The organism is Archangium sp. (genome assembly GCF_036389735.1).
Classification (GTDB): domain Bacteria; phylum Myxococcota; class Myxococcia; order Myxococcales; family Myxococcaceae; genus Archangium.
In genome coordinates, this window is record NZ_DASVWK010000227.1 from 1 (window position 1) to 13,571 (window position 13,571).

13 protein-coding genes are annotated in these 13,571 nt (G+C 69.2%); 7 read left to right on the forward strand and 6 right to left on the reverse strand.

Features of this window, described 5'->3' with window-relative positions; all coding sequences use genetic code 11:
- Window positions 1-1,678, reverse strand: a 1,678-nt coding sequence (locus tag VF794_RS08345; protein ID WP_331108653.1) for an AAA family ATPase, incomplete at its 3' end; no start/stop codon positions are given.
- Between the two features lie 185 nt (window positions 1,679-1,863).
- Here VF794_RS08345 and VF794_RS08350 point away from each other — a divergent pair.
- The 4 genes from VF794_RS08350 (at window position 1,864) to VF794_RS08365 (ending at window position 4,870) form a co-directional block, all read left to right on the forward strand.
- Entirely contained in the window at window positions 1,864-2,481 is a 618-nt protein-coding gene (locus tag VF794_RS08350) for an OmpA family protein (RefSeq protein ID WP_331108654.1), read from the forward strand.
- Window positions 2,482-2,494: 13 nt separating this feature from the next.
- Window positions 2,495-3,109: a hypothetical protein gene (locus VF794_RS08355; protein WP_331108655.1), complete on the forward strand. Its 615-nt coding sequence runs from the start codon at window positions 2,495-2,497 to the stop codon at window positions 3,107-3,109.
- Window positions 3,110-3,237: 128 nt separating this feature from the next.
- On the forward strand, window positions 3,238-4,389 hold the full coding sequence (locus VF794_RS08360; protein WP_331108656.1) for a zinc-dependent alcohol dehydrogenase: 1,152 nt from the start codon (window positions 3,238-3,240) through the stop codon (window positions 4,387-4,389).
- Window positions 4,390-4,402: 13 nt separating this feature from the next.
- Window positions 4,403-4,870 carry a hypothetical protein gene (locus VF794_RS08365; RefSeq protein ID WP_331108657.1) on the forward strand — a complete coding sequence of 156 codons (468 nt, stop codon included), beginning with the start codon at window positions 4,403-4,405 and terminating at the stop codon, window positions 4,868-4,870.
- 10 nt (window positions 4,871-4,880) lie between these two features.
- Here the strand turns inward: VF794_RS08365 and VF794_RS08370 are convergent, their stop codons facing one another.
- From VF794_RS08370 to VF794_RS08380, 3 genes are all read right to left on the reverse strand, one after another.
- Window positions 4,881-6,236, reverse strand: coding sequence for an AarF/ABC1/UbiB kinase family protein (locus VF794_RS08370; RefSeq protein WP_331108658.1), 1,356 nt, complete (start codon window positions 6,234-6,236; stop codon window positions 4,881-4,883).
- A gap of 24 nt (window positions 6,237-6,260) precedes the next feature.
- A complete protein-coding gene (locus VF794_RS08375) occupies window positions 6,261-6,953 on the reverse strand; it encodes a hypothetical protein (RefSeq protein ID WP_331108659.1) in 693 nt (230 codons plus the stop codon).
- A gap of 116 nt (window positions 6,954-7,069) precedes the next feature.
- Window positions 7,070-7,762: a hypothetical protein gene (locus VF794_RS08380; protein ID WP_331108660.1), complete on the reverse strand. Its 693-nt coding sequence runs from the start codon at window positions 7,760-7,762 to the stop codon at window positions 7,070-7,072.
- Window positions 7,763-7,888: 126 nt separating this feature from the next.
- Between VF794_RS08380 and VF794_RS08385 the strand changes: the two genes are divergently transcribed.
- The 3 genes from VF794_RS08385 (at window position 7,889) to VF794_RS08395 (ending at window position 11,524) form a co-directional block, all read left to right on the forward strand.
- A complete protein-coding gene (locus tag VF794_RS08385; RefSeq protein WP_331108661.1) occupies window positions 7,889-9,604 on the forward strand; it encodes an AAA family ATPase in 1,716 nt (571 codons plus the stop codon).
- Complete coding sequence (locus VF794_RS08390) at window positions 9,601-10,266, forward strand: DUF4276 family protein (protein ID WP_331108662.1); 666 nt, start codon at window positions 9,601-9,603, stop codon at window positions 10,264-10,266. The genes VF794_RS08385 and VF794_RS08390 overlap by 4 nt, the downstream gene beginning before the upstream one ends.
- Before the next feature lie 160 nt (window positions 10,267-10,426).
- Window positions 10,427-11,524 carry a hypothetical protein gene (locus VF794_RS08395; RefSeq protein ID WP_331108663.1) on the forward strand — a complete coding sequence of 366 codons (1,098 nt, stop codon included), beginning with the start codon at window positions 10,427-10,429 and terminating at the stop codon, window positions 11,522-11,524.
- Here the strand turns inward: VF794_RS08395 and VF794_RS08400 are convergent.
- Together VF794_RS08400 and mnmE are read right to left on the reverse strand one after the other, a co-directional pair.
- Window positions 11,475-12,059: a Uma2 family endonuclease gene (locus tag VF794_RS08400; RefSeq protein ID WP_331108665.1), complete on the reverse strand. Its 585-nt coding sequence runs from the start codon at window positions 12,057-12,059 to the stop codon at window positions 11,475-11,477. The two genes, VF794_RS08395 and VF794_RS08400, sit on opposite strands and share 50 nt — an antisense overlap.
- A gap of 94 nt (window positions 12,060-12,153) precedes the next feature.
- A complete protein-coding gene (mnmE, locus tag VF794_RS08405; protein ID WP_331108664.1) occupies window positions 12,154-13,482 on the reverse strand; it encodes a tRNA uridine-5-carboxymethylaminomethyl(34) synthesis GTPase MnmE in 1,329 nt (442 codons plus the stop codon).
- Between the last annotated feature and the right edge of the window lie 89 nt (window positions 13,483-13,571).

Consider the following 13,571-nt stretch of genomic DNA (forward strand, 5'->3'; position numbering starts at 1 on the left):
GGCCTCGCAGAACCGACAGCTCTTTACCCGTCTTCCCATCCCACACCCGCACTGTCTTGTCCTGGGAGGCACTGGCCAGCCGGTGACCCGCCGGGTCCCACGCTACGTCAATCACCCCATCCTCATGACCCCGCAGAACCGACAGTTCTTTGCCCGTCTCCCCATCCCACACAACCACCATGTGGTCATCAGAGGCACTCGCCAACCGGCGTCCCTCCGGGTCCCACGCTACGCCATTCACCACAGCATCATGGCCTCGCAGGACCAAGAGTTCGTCGCCCGTCTCCCCATCCCACACCCGTACCGTATGGTCCGCGGAGGCACTCGCAACCCTACGGCCCTTTGGGTCCCACGCTACGTTAGCCACCGCATCCTTATGACCCCTCAGGACCAGCAACTCGCGATCCGGGAGCGTGGGCACCGGAGCCTCTTCCGCCACGGCTCCTCCCGCCACCATCCGCATGAAGCGCAGTGCCTCGTCCGCGCCCCCTTCACGAGCCTTCTCGGCCACATCCTTGAGCCGATCGAAGAAGCGCTCATCCCGTGAGGACTCGAGCCCGAAAGACGGGCTCGTGAGAATCTGATCCGCGCTCAAGCCGTAGAGTTCCTCTCCGGGCCTCACCACCACCGTGGACTTCACACCTCCCGACTGCTCACGCTCTTCTAGCAGGAGCACGTTCTGGGAGGAGAGCGTCCCCACGACGAGCGGGCTGTGCGAGGTGAGGACGAACTGGAGCCGAGGAAACGCCTTCGACAGGCTGGGCACCAGGTGGCGCTGCCACTCCGGATGAAGGTGCAGGTCCACCTCATCCACGAGCACCACCCCTCGCATGTCCACCAGCCGCTGACCTTTCGGGCAGATCATGTGGAGGTGGTACAGCACGTCACCGACCCAGCAGATGAAGGCCCGGTAACCATCGGAGAGCGCGGGGAAGGGCAGCACGGAGCCGCCGCGCTGGAAGAGGCTCTCCGGGTCTTCACGCTCCTCCCACTTCCCGAGCATCCTCGTGTCGTCCGGGAGGAGCTCGTTCATCAAGGTGACGATCTCCTGGTGCCGCTTCTTGTCCTTGCGAGCCACCTGAGGCACCCAGGCCGCCAGCGGCATGAGCGTCATGTGCTCCTCGAAGAGTCCCGCCACGCGGCGGTAGCGCAGGATGCGCTCCTTGGCACGACCCTCCACGCTGCCGGGTCCCGTCTCCACCCGGCGGGTCGCGCCATAGCCCAGCACCAGGAAGGCGGGGGACTCCTCGTCGTACAGACGGACATGCCAGGGCGGCGGCTGCCGCTCGATCACGAACCGATCCGTGTAGCTTTTGGGTGAGGCCGCGAGAGTGGCCTCCAGGTCCTCCTCCTTCCCCTCCCCCAGGCCATCCTGCTCATGCAGAACGACGTGGGCCTTCACACGGGCCTCCTCCTGACGCCCCTTGACCCTCCGGACCAGCGCATAGGGGACATAGCCCGAGCCCATGGCGAGTACGGGCGCGAGGGTACTGAGCGCCACGGCTCGGAGGACGCTCGTCTTGCCCGAGCCGTTGCTGCCGAGCAGCAACGTGACGTTGTCCAGGTGCGGCACGCCCGCGGTGACGGGCGGAGTCCCATCATCGGGGTGGCACAGCCTCAGATCCTCCACCGACTCGAAGCTGCGCAGATTCTGGATGGACAGCGATCGGACGTACATGGCGCCCTCCGAGGCTGCTTAAAGCCTCAGTCCACCCAAGCCGCAAGAACTCGCGATGAGACCTCCGCCACCGCGCACTTTTCCCCGCCTGCCTGGACAGCGAGCAGCCGCCGGAGGCCCGTCCGGCGGCGTATGAATGCCTCCCCCCGAAGTCCCCTCCAAGGGGTGACACAAGGAGGCTGCACATGAACGCGAGGAAGATGGGTTGGATCGTCCCGGCGCTGCTCCTGGGACTGGGCTGTGCGACGCCGGGCAAGCGGACGGCGACGGGCGCGGCGGCGGGCGCCATCGTGGGCGCGGGCGTGGGGGGCGCGGTGGGAAGGGATTGGGAGGGTGCGGCCATCGGAGCCGGCGCGGGGGCCGTGGCGGGAGCCGCCGTGGGCAACTACCTCGACAAGCAGGCGCGCGAGCTGGAGAAGGTCGCGGAGACCCGGCGGACGGACCACGGCATCCTGTTGAACCTGCGCAGCGAGCTGCTCTTCGAGACGGACAGCGCCGTCCTCACCGAGGACGCCATCACCCAGCTCACGCGCATCGGCGACATCCTCGTGAAGTACCCGGAGGATCGCCTCCGCATCGAGGGCCACACCGACAGCCGAGGCCCGGTGGCCTACAACGAGGAGCTCTCCGAGCGCCGGGCCGAAGCCGTCGCACGCGTGCTGAGCGCGCGGGGCGTGGCGCCGGGGCAGATGCTGGTGCTGGGCATGGGCGAGGCGCAACCCGTGGCGTCGAACCAGACCGTGGATGGCCGTTCCGCCAACCGCCGCGTCCAGGTCCTCATCAGCGTGCCCCACGCCTCGTGATAGGACATGGACCATGAACTTCCCCACCCTCCGTGTCTTCGCGGTCCTCGCCGTCACCCTTCTGCTGTCCGGCTGTAGCGATGAGATCAGCTCCGATGAGCAGGCCCGCCTCGCGTACCTGGGGCTCGACAAGTCCATCGGAAAGTCGCTCCAACTGGGCTTCGCCGGCTTCAATGCCGCCTCGAGCGCGAACATCCCGGCCCAGATGACCACCGGGGACGCCGGGGGCACGTTGACGATCACCGGCCAGGTGGACCAGGGCTCCTCGTCGAACAAGGGGATGCGGCTGCGCGTGGGGATGATCGGCTACACCGATGGCGAGGTCGCCCCGTCCGAGGATGACGACAAGGTGGCCATCACCTACCAGACGACCGCGGACACGACGATGCAGCCGGCGCTGGACCTCTCGCTGCGCAACATCCCCACCGGCACCTTCACCGGCACGCTGGTGGGCACCTTCCAGATGACCGGGGACCTCGAGGGCGACGTCACGCTCAACCTGTCCATGAGCGGGCAGCTCGAGGACGACGGGACAGGCAAGGTGCGTCGCAAGGCCGGCAGCACCACGGTGACCGGAACCGCGACGTCCTCCAGCGGTGGCGAGTTCCAGGTGAACGTCACGCTGTGAGGTGACGTCCAGGTGCGCTCCGCCAGTCGGTCAGCGACCAGGCGGAGCGAGCGCTGCCCAGACCCATCGACCTGCTGGCCCTCGGGCCCAAGGTGGTCCTGGCGGTGAGGGTGCACAAGCTCAAGGGCATGCGAGCTCTCACTTACGAAGGACCGTATCGAGTCGCAGTACGCAACAAGCCCGACCCGAAGATCGAGCATCCCCAGGACGGCATCGTCCGGGTGACGAGCGCGGCGATCTGCGGCTCCGATCTCCACCTGCTCCACGGACTGGTGCCGGACACCCGCATCGGGTTCACGTTCGGCCACGAGTTCACGGGCATCGTCGAGGAGGTCGGCTCCGGAGCCCAGGGAGTGAAGAAGGGCGACCGGGTGATGCTGCCCTTCCAGATCTTCTGTGGCGGCTGCTACTTCTGTAGTCGGGGCCTAACCTCCTGCTGTGACAGCACCAACCCGGCGACCGACGCGGCGACGGGTATCTACGGCTACTCGCACACGTATGGCGGCTATGACGGCGGTCAGGCCGAATACGTCCGGGTGCCGTTCATCGGGGTGGACGCGGAGAAGATTCCCGATGACGTCGAGGACCTGGACGCCCTGCCCATCACGGACGCGTACACCACCGGCTACCAGGGCGCGGAGATGTGCGATCTCAAGGGAGGCGAGACGGTCCTGGTGCTCGGGTGCGGCCCGGTGGGCCTGTTCGCGATGTGGTCGGCCTGGGCGATGGGCGCCGGCCGCGTCATCGCCGTCGACCAGGAGGAGTACCGCCTCGAGTTCGCGAGGAACTGGTTCGGCGTCGAGACGCTCAACTTCAGGGACCTGGACCTCGTCACCACGGTGAAGGGGATGACGGAAGGCCGCGGCGCGGACGCCACCATCGAGGCGGTGGGCTGCGAGGCGGCGGGCGGGCCGGTGCATCGCGCGCTGGGCGTCTACGCGAAGATGGAGGCCGGCTCACCGCAGGCCATCAACATCGCCATCCACGCCACGCGCAAGGGCGGGGTGATCTCCGTCATCGGCGGCTACGGCCCTCCGTTCAACGGGGTGGACATCGGCACGTACATGAACAAGGCGCAGACGATGCGCACCGGCCAGGCCAGCGTGAAGCGCTACATGCCGCACCTGCTGGAGCACGTCCGGGCCGGGCGGATCAAGCCGAGTCGTGTCTTCACCCACCGGCTGCCGCTCGAGGAAGCGGCCCGCGCCTACCACACGTTCGCCCAGAAGAAGGACGGCTGCGTCAAGGTGGCGCTCTTCCCCAACGGAACCCTTCACTAGGACGGAGACCCGGATGAATCCCACGCCAGAGCTGAGCACCCCGGAGGAAATCCAGAAGCGCTCCGGGTATCAATCCATTCAGCCCGTGCAGCGGCCGGACTACTGGGGCGTCGACCTCGACATGGCCCGCAGACCGGGGGTGCCGATGATGAGCCAGAACCCCCAGCCCCTGCCCAACACGCGCTTCCCGCCGGAACAACAGCCCGGCACGCCCGCCTCGCCCATGCACGGCCGCCCCAACAAGACGATGCCGCCCGTCTTCGGCACCACCGTCCCGCTGCGAGGCCTCTCCGGGGCGATCCGCAAGCTGGCCTACAGCTACCCGGACCACTACCCGCGCCACTGGCTGCTCAAGATGCTGGGGGACCGGGTCGACTCCTGGGAGTACCGCGCCCGCAAGGTGCTGCCCGTGGTGGTGCCGCTCGCGGTGCTGGGCTTCGTGGCCCGAAGGAGTCTGGGCCCACGCGCCCAGGCCACTTGAGCGCGCCGCCTCACGCCCGAGAGCCAGCTCGGAGCCGGGTCTCCCCGGCCCACTGGCTCTCCAGGGCGCCCCAATCCGCGACGGCGCCGAGCCGGGCGAGCACGGCGTAGAGGCCGAAGCGCAAGCGGAAGAGGAACAGGAAGCGCCCGGGGAGCGAGAGCTTCATGAGGAAGCGCTTGTCCCGGAGGATCTGCTGGGCCTCGAAGCCGGCGCCGGGATGAACGGGGAGGGGGTCGCGCTCCAGCAGGGGCGCGAAGAAGCCGCGAAGGAGGGTGCGGAGCCTCGCGAGGCTCTCGGCATCCCCGGGAGGCCGGGCGCCGAGCCCCACCAGGGCCTCGCGCATGCCGTGGACCTCGTCCGCGCGGACCGCGTCGACGAGCGCCGCGAAGGCGAGCACCGTGGCGGAGTCGAAGGAGCGGACGCAGCCAAAGTCATACACCACCACGCGGCCGTCCTCGCGGAAGGCGTAGTTGCCGGGGTGCGGGTCTCCGTGGAAGAGGCCGTGCCGGTAGAGCGCGCCGATGTAGAAGGAGAACAGCGCCACGCCCACCCTGTCGCGCACGGCTTGAGAGGGATTGGCCGCCAGGAAGGCGTCGAAGGACTGTCCGGGCAGCCAGCGGGTGGTGAGCACGGAGGAGGCACACCACTCGGGCTCGACGGCGGGGATGAGGAGGACCTCGTCCTGGGCGAAGAGCCGCGCGAAGGTGGCCTGCCGCTCGCGCTCGAGGGAGAAGTCACACTCCTCGAGCAACACGGTGCGCGCCTCGTCGATGAAGCCGCGGACGCTGGAGGCGGCCCCCGGCATCAGCACGCTCGCGAACGCGGAGCCGGCACCGGCGGACCGGAAGTCGCCCTGGAGTGCCTCGTCGATGCCGGGGTGGCGCACCTTCACGGCGACCTCGGTGCCCTCGGGGAGGCGGGCGCGGTGCACCTGCCCGATGCTGGCCACCGAGACGGGTTGCCGCTCGAGGCCGGCGAGGAGCGCGTCCGCGCGGGCCCCGAGGGCGGCGCGAATCGTCGCCTCCACCTGGGGGAAGGGGCTGGCGGGAGCGGCGGTCTGGAGGACGGAGAGCAGCCCGCGCACCTCGGGGGGGAGCGTGGGGTCGATGTAGCCGAGAATCTGCCCGGCCTTCATGGCCAGGCCCTTGAGCTCACCGAGCCGCGAGACGAGCTGGGAGATGGCCTGGACATCGGCGGCACCGACGCCCTCGCCCCTGCCGCGCAGCCGGCCGCCGACGACGGAGAGGGCCAGCCCCGCGGCCCCGCGCCCGGTCTTCCACAGCCGCTCGACGCCCGAGCGCACCACGGGCCGCTCCGTGCCGAGCAGTTGCTCCCGAAGCAACGCCACCAGCTCATCCTCGCGCATGCGGGCCACGATAGAGGGTGCGGCTCAGAAGGAGCCGCCCAGGCCGAGCAGCGCGCCCTTCGCGGAGAAGGCGAGCACGGGCTGGAGGCGGGGGCGCGGGGAGGCCATGGCGGGCTCCCGGGGAGACTGGGGCGCGGGCCCTCTGCGCACGGTGAGCTCGTACCCCACGATGGGACCAATCATGAGGAAGGGGATGGAGAAGACGTAGGTGGCGGCGGGACTGCGGATGGTCACCATGGACAAGAGGAAGCCCATCGCGACGCCCGCGACCGTCCCCAGCAGCGGGCCGTACAGCTTGCCCTCACCCTGGGTGGCCTCGCCGCCCCAGAAGACGCCCAGCGAAAACCCGAGGCCGAACCCCACGTAGGCCCCGAGGCCAAACGCATCGAGGCAGGGAAGCAGCCCGCCGTCGTCGAGAACGCCCTTGCCGCACAGCATGAGCCCGGCCAGGCCGCCCACGGCCCCGAGTCCCGCGCTCGTCACCAGGCCGGCGCCCGTCTCCGCCAGGATGCGCAGACCCTCGCGAGGGCGCTGGCGCGCGGGCCGTGGATACTGGGAGTCGTCGTTGGTGAGCCACAGGGGCGCGGGCTCGGAGGTGCCGGGCACACCGGAGGGCTCCGGGGTGAGCACCGCGGCGGCGAGGCCCACGCGAGGCACGAGCAGCAGGAGGGACAGCAGCAGGGACAGCCTGGAACCGAAGGAGAGGAGGCGCGTCATGGCGCGGGAGATTGCAACGCGCTGGCCAGGAGGGGGAAGGGCAAACCCCGCGCGAAAGACTTCACTGTGTGTGCAGCCCGGCGCACAGGTGAGCGGTACGGGCTGCACAGGAGGGCTCAGAAGGAGCCGCCCAGTCCGAGCACCGCGCCCTTCGAGGAGAAGGCGAGCACGGGCTGGAGACGGGGGCGCGAGGAGGCCACGGCCGGAGCCATCGGGGGCTGGGGGAGTTGCGTCGGGCGCGTGGTGAGCTCGTACCCCACGATGGAGCCGCCCAGGATGAAGGGAAGGGAGACGTAGAAAACGGAATAGGGGATGCCCATGGCCACGGACACGAGGGCACCCGCCGCGAGGCCCGCGGCGATTCCCAGCAGCGCGCCATACAGCTTCCCATCGCCTCCGGTGACCTCGCCGCCCCAGAAGACGCCCAGCGGCAACCCGAGGCCGATGCCCAGGAGGGCACCGAAGCCCATCTCGCCGAGGCAGCCGAAATCGCCGCCGCCGCCGAGAAGGCCCGCCCCGCACAGCCCGCCAGCGGCCAGGAGGCCAGCGACCCCGAGTCCCGCGCCCGTCAGCACGCCAGCGCCCGTCTCCGCGAGGATGCGCAGGCCGCGGGGAGTGCGCTCGGACTCCTGGACCCAGGAGTTTTCATCATTGAGCCGCAGGGGCGCGGGCTCGGAGGTGCCCGGCACGCCGGAGGGCTCCGGGGTGAGCGCCACGCCCTCCTCGGCGGCGAAGCCCACGCGAGGCACCAGCAACAAGAGACACAGCAGCAGGCACAGCGTCGGACCAACGGAGCGGGTGGGGATCATACGTCCGGATGACTGCAACGCGGGGGCCAGGGGGCCCGCTTCCTTCGTGTAATGTCCCGCCCGGTGCGTCGAGGGCATCGGGCAGGCACGTGCCAGCACCTTTGAAGTCGAGGATGGGACCCGGGAATGGCGACCGAATCGAGTAGCGGCGAGACAACGGCGGAGCAGCAGATCGTCCAGGAGGTGCTGCGGCATTTGCGCGCCTACAAACGCTACCCGACCCTTGAGGAGCTGCGCGGCGCTCTCCCGGACCAGAGTGCCGTGCTGGATACGCTCCTCAAAAGAGGATTCCTCAGGGTGGTGAGCGGCTATCGCGTGCTACCGATGTTGGCGGGGTTCCTGAAATATGGAGCGGAGGAAGCCAAGGTCCAGGTCGAGCGGTTCCTTCGCCTTCTCCCCAGCTTGGAGCGGGCCAGCAGGAAAGAGCTCAAGAAGACGTTGTCCGTGCAGGAGATTGCTTCCCTTACCGGGGAGCCCCCCTCCGAGGTTTCGTTCACCCTCTCCCTCTTTGCTCCGCATCTACCGTTCGCGGAGGCAATAAATGTGGAAGGAGAGAGTAATTGGGTGAGCGCCATCTCCTTCCCACCAGAAGGCGTTGATCCAGAGCAAAACACCCGGCTTCTCTGGCAGTTCGATGAAGAAGAGGGGGTTGGCCCCTCCGCGCGACTCTCCCAACTTCGAGTGAGCGGCTACCGTGCCTTGGAACGGTTTGATGCGCAGCTCGAATCGCTGACGGTGATCATTGGTGCGAATGCCGCTGGGAAGTCCTCGCTGTTCGATCTCCTGGCATTCATTTCATTCGCGGCGGTGAACCCACTTCCTCCTGAACTGGATCCTCGAAGCGTTGGCAAGACCCTCTTCCATGTGGGAGGGCCTGAGTCCATCGAGCTGGCGCTGCAGGTCGTTCGTGAAGCTGCGCGACCCCTCCGCTACCACGTGAAGCTCAGCGGACCCGTGGGCCAGCCGCGAGTCGTTTCCGAGCGACTCGGGTCACTTCGCACCGACTCGGAAGGGCGGACGTCGGAAGTCTTCACCTTTCTCAACTTCGAAAGTGGACAAGGGAACCTTCGGAGCGTCTTGCAGGTCAGGTTCGGTTTGCCCCAGGCCCCGCCCTGGACACTCCCTCGAAATGAACTCGCCCTGCGCCGGGCACTGGATCCCACCTTCATCACCCTCAATGAGTTCCGGGAGTATGTCTCGGGCTGGAAGTTCTACGCGGGCTTCGATGTCGGGATGACCGCGGCCATCCGCCGCCCGGTGTTCACGGAGCCTGAACCCGTGTTGAAGGAGGATGGCTCCAATCTGAGCGCCGTGCTCTTCCACCTCAAGGCGGAGCATCCGGACAACTGGAGCGAGCTGGAGACACATCTGCGCTCCGCCGTCCCCTCGTTCTTGTCCCTCAACGTCAAACCCCGAGGCGGTCCGGGGACAGTCATGGCCGTATGGCGCGAGCAGGGCTTGAAGGGAGAGCTGACCCTGGCGGATCTCTCGGATGGGACGCTCAAGTTCCTCTGTTGGGCGACCCTGTGCCTGTCTCCTCGCAAGCCGCCGCTCGTCTGCATCGATGAGCCGGAGCTCGGACTGCACCCACGGGTGCTGCCCGTGCTCGCGGGGCTGCTGCGCCAGGCCGCCACCGAGACCCAGCTCCTCGTCACGACGCACTCGCCGTACTTCCTCAGCCAGTTCTCCCTGGAGGAGATCGCGGTGATGAAGAAGGTGGAGGGACGCGCGGTGTTCGCCCGTCCGGCCTCCAACGAGGCGCTCCGCCAGGAGATCGAGGAGCTCGGCAGCGGCGAGCTGATCCGGCTCCACATCAGCGACGAGCTTGAGGCCCGCTCGTGAAGGTGTTCGTCTACGTGGAGGGCCCAGGAGATCGTATCTCCCTCGAGAAGCTCTTCCGCTCCACGCGCGACCAGGGCCGCACGTCCAAGGTCAGCATCTCCTTCCACGATCGTGGAGGGAAGGACTGGATCCTCCAGAGCCTCGGGCGCACCGCCGCGCGGCACCTGAAGGGCAGCCCGGACGATTACGTCTTCGCGTTGCCGGACCTCTACCCCATGGCGAAGTACACGCGAACGGAGGCGGCGCACCCCTCCTTCGAGCAGCTCAAGACCCTCCTCCAGGGCCGATTCCACGAGGAGGCGGAGCACTTCGGCCTGCCTGAGGAGGTCCGTTCCCACTACCGCGTCCACTGCCTCAAGCACGACCTCGAGGTCCTCCTGCTGGGCTCCCCCGAGTTGCTCCGGCAACGGCTGAAGACCGACGAGAACATCGAGAAGAACTGGCGCAAGCCCGTCGAGGACCAGAACGACCAGGAGCCGCCCAAGCGGGTCGTGGAGCGCCTCTTCATGAAGTACCGGAAGAACCGCTACATCGAGACCACCGACGCGCCGTGGATCCTTGAGCGGGCCTCCGCGAGAGACCTGTGCGTGGCGTGCCCCCAGAACTTCAAGCCGCTCTTCACCGAGCTGGACCGGCTCTCCCGGGGTGAACTGTTGGACTGAAAAGGGGCCAGAACCGGGCTCAATCCCGGGAATAACCAGACAGGCCCTGAATACAGACACCCCGTGGCGCCCACAAAGAAGCATGTGGCGTGAAGAATGAAGACATACGCCTACAAATGCCCTACACACGCTCCAGTCGGCACCAGTGAGGGGGCAGCCAATGCGGACCAAGAAGCGCCTGGGTGAAATCCTGATGCAGCTGGAGGCGGTGGACGAGCTCCAGCTTCAGTCCGCGCTGGCCTACCAACGCAAGTGGGGCGTGCCGCTGGGCCAGGTGGTGGTGGATCTGCGCTTCTGCTCGGTGGAGCAGGTGCTGGCGGCGCTGGCGCACCAGACGGGCGTGCCGACGGTGTCGCTGGACTCGGAGCCATTGGACGCGGCGCTGGCGAGGCTGTTGCCCCGGCGGCTGGCGGAGATGCACCGGGTGGTGCCGCTGCGAGTGGAGGGCCCTCGGGACATGGTGCTGGTGGTGGCCATCGCCGCGCCGGCGAGCATGCACGCGCTGGACGCGGTGCGCGGCGTGACGGGCAAGCTGCGCGTGGTGCCGATGCTGGCGTCGGACGCGGCCATCTCCCGGGCCATCGAGCGGCTGTACCTCGGAGGCACGGAGGCGGCGAGGCGGCCCGAGGTGGAGGCCATCTCCCTGCCCGAGTCGAACGGGGAGATGGAAGTCCAGGTCGAGGCGCGCTTCGAGCTGAGGGCGGAGCGGCCCGCCCTCCGCTTGCCGGATCTGAGCCCGACGCAGGAAATCCTGGAGCTACCGCTGCTGGAGCCCCTGGACGTGGAGGAGCTGGCGGAGCTGCTCGAGTTGTCGGAGGAGGCCCTGCCCGAGGCGGGCGAGGTGCTCATCTACGGCTGGGGCTCGGCGGCGGCGGCGGGGCTGGTGCGGGTGGTGGGGGAGGCGGGCTTCCGGGCGCGCGTGGCGAGCACGGCGGAGGTGCTGACGGCGGACGAGCGCACGGTGGTGCTCGGGCCGTTGCCGTCGCTGGAGGCGATGGGGCAGCGCTCGCGGGCGCAGCTGCTGGTGGCGGGCAAGGTGCCCGAGGTGGACGTGGTGAGGGCGCACGCGCTGGGAGCCAAGGGCTTCCTGGCGGCGCCGCTGGACACGGACCTGATGTTGCGCGCGGTGCGCCGGCTGCTGCGCACGGCGGGCGAGGCCCCCCGGCTCCACGGGGTGGGAGCGCGGGGGCACCTCGCGCCTCACGGCTTCAGCGTACGAGCTCCAGATGAGGCTCGGCGGGCAGCCAGAGCGAGCTGAGCTCCAGCGCGAGCGAGGCGAAGGGCTCGGCGCGCACGACGGTATCGCCCTCGTGGGAGTCCACGAGGAGCCAGCCGCGCTTGACGCGCTGGAAGACCTCGAGCGTGTGGGCCGAGGGGTCCACGAGCCACACGTGGGACACCCCGGCGCGCGCGTAGGCGGGCAGCTTGCGCGTGCGGTCGAGCGCGGCGGTGGACGGGGCGAGCACCTCGCAGACCCAATCCGGCGCGAGCGTGAGGAACGGCTCATCGGGCGTGAGGGGCTCGACGAGCCTGTCACGGCGCCAGCCGGCGAGGTCCGGCACGAGCACATCCCGACCGAGCCGCAGCTCGGGGGCGCGCAGGAAGCACCAGCGCCCGGAGCCCCCGCGGCGCGGGTCGAGCCGCTCACCGAGCTCGACCCCCAACATGAAAGCGGCACGGGCCTGACCCGGCGCCGGCCGAGGAGAAGCCACCAGCTCCTCGTCGAGGATTTCCCCCACCCATCCCATCGGCAGCGCATCGAGAGCCGAGTACGCCGCCTGGCTGTTGCACATCGGAATCACCCTGTCCTCCTCCGGCCCTCGTGAGCCGGGCAGGGGAGGGATTCTAGGCAGGGGTCTGACATGGCCCGGGCATGGGGCCGGGTGTCTACTTTCCGATGCAGAAGCGCTGGAAGATGGCGTCGAGGAGGGCCTCGGAAGCGGAGGTCCCGGACACCTCGCCGAGGGCCTCCAGGGCGAGGCCCAGCTCGCCGGAGACGACCTCGAGGGTGGAGAAGCGGCAGGCGGATTCCGCGCGGGCGAGGGCCTCGGAGGAGCGGCGGAGGGAATCGGCATGGCGCTCGGAGACGAGGGCGACGGCGGAAGGAGCGCCCCCGCCCCACAAGCGCGAGAGGACCTCGGAGCGAAGCCGTTCCACGCCTTCCCCGGTGAGCCCACTGACAGACAACCCAGTCCGCGCCTCCCGGGTCGGGACATCGCATTTGCCGAACACGCGGAGCACGGGCGTCACCCCGGCTTCCCGAATCCACGCCCGTGCCTCCTGCTCGCCGGCCTCGGGAGGAAGCACGAGCACGGCGAGGTCCACGGCACCGAGCACCTCACGAGTCCGGGCAATCCCCAGGGCCTCGATGCGCCCGGGAGCCTCACGAAGGCCGGCGGTATCGAACAAGGTGACGCCCAGCCCGTCCCACTCGACGCGAGCCTCCAGCACATCGCGCGTGGTACCGGGCTCCTCATCCACGAGGGCGCGCGCCTCACCCAGGAGCCGGTTGAAGAGCGTGGACTTCCCGGCGTTCACCGGCCCATACAGGGCGACCCGAGCCCCGCGCCGGACGAGCCGCCCACGCCCCACCTCGGAGAGCAGGGCCTCGGCGGCGGCGCGCAGCTCGGAGACACGGGGAGCGGCGCCCTCATCGGCGCCCTCGGCCTCCTCGGGAAAGTTCAGCACGCCTTCCAGGTCCGCGTGGAGGGAGCGAAGCGGCTCCTCCAGCGAGCGGACCCGGGCCGCGAGCGCGCCCGAGAGACTGGCGGCGGCGGCGCGGACGGCGGCCTCGGAGTCAGCGGCGACGAGGTCGGCGACGGCCTCGGCGCGGGTGAGGTCGATGCGACCGTTCAAGAAGGCGCGGCGGGTGAACTCGCCGGGCCCGGCGGGACGCACGGCGGGGTGCTCCAGGGCGCGCGAGAGCAACATGCGCAAGAGGCGAGGGCTGCCATGGGCCTGGAGCTCGACGACGTCCTCGCCGGTGAACGAGTGGGGGGCGCGGAAGTAGAGGAACAGCCCCTCATCGAGCACGGAGCCGGAGGCATCGACGAAGGAGGCGAGGTAGGCGTGCCGGGGGGTGGGAGCGGTGGGGACCCCGGGAGCGAGCATCCGTCCGACCTCGAGGGCGACGGGGCCAGAGAGCCGGAGGATGCCGACGGCGCCAGCGGTGGGGGAGGTGGCGAGGGCGGCGAGGGTGGCGGGGGAGGAGGTCATCCCTACGGACAGGCGGGCGAGGGGGGTGAGCTCAGATTCTCGTCATAGGAACCGTTGCAGGTCACGCTGCCATTGCCCTCGACGGAGCC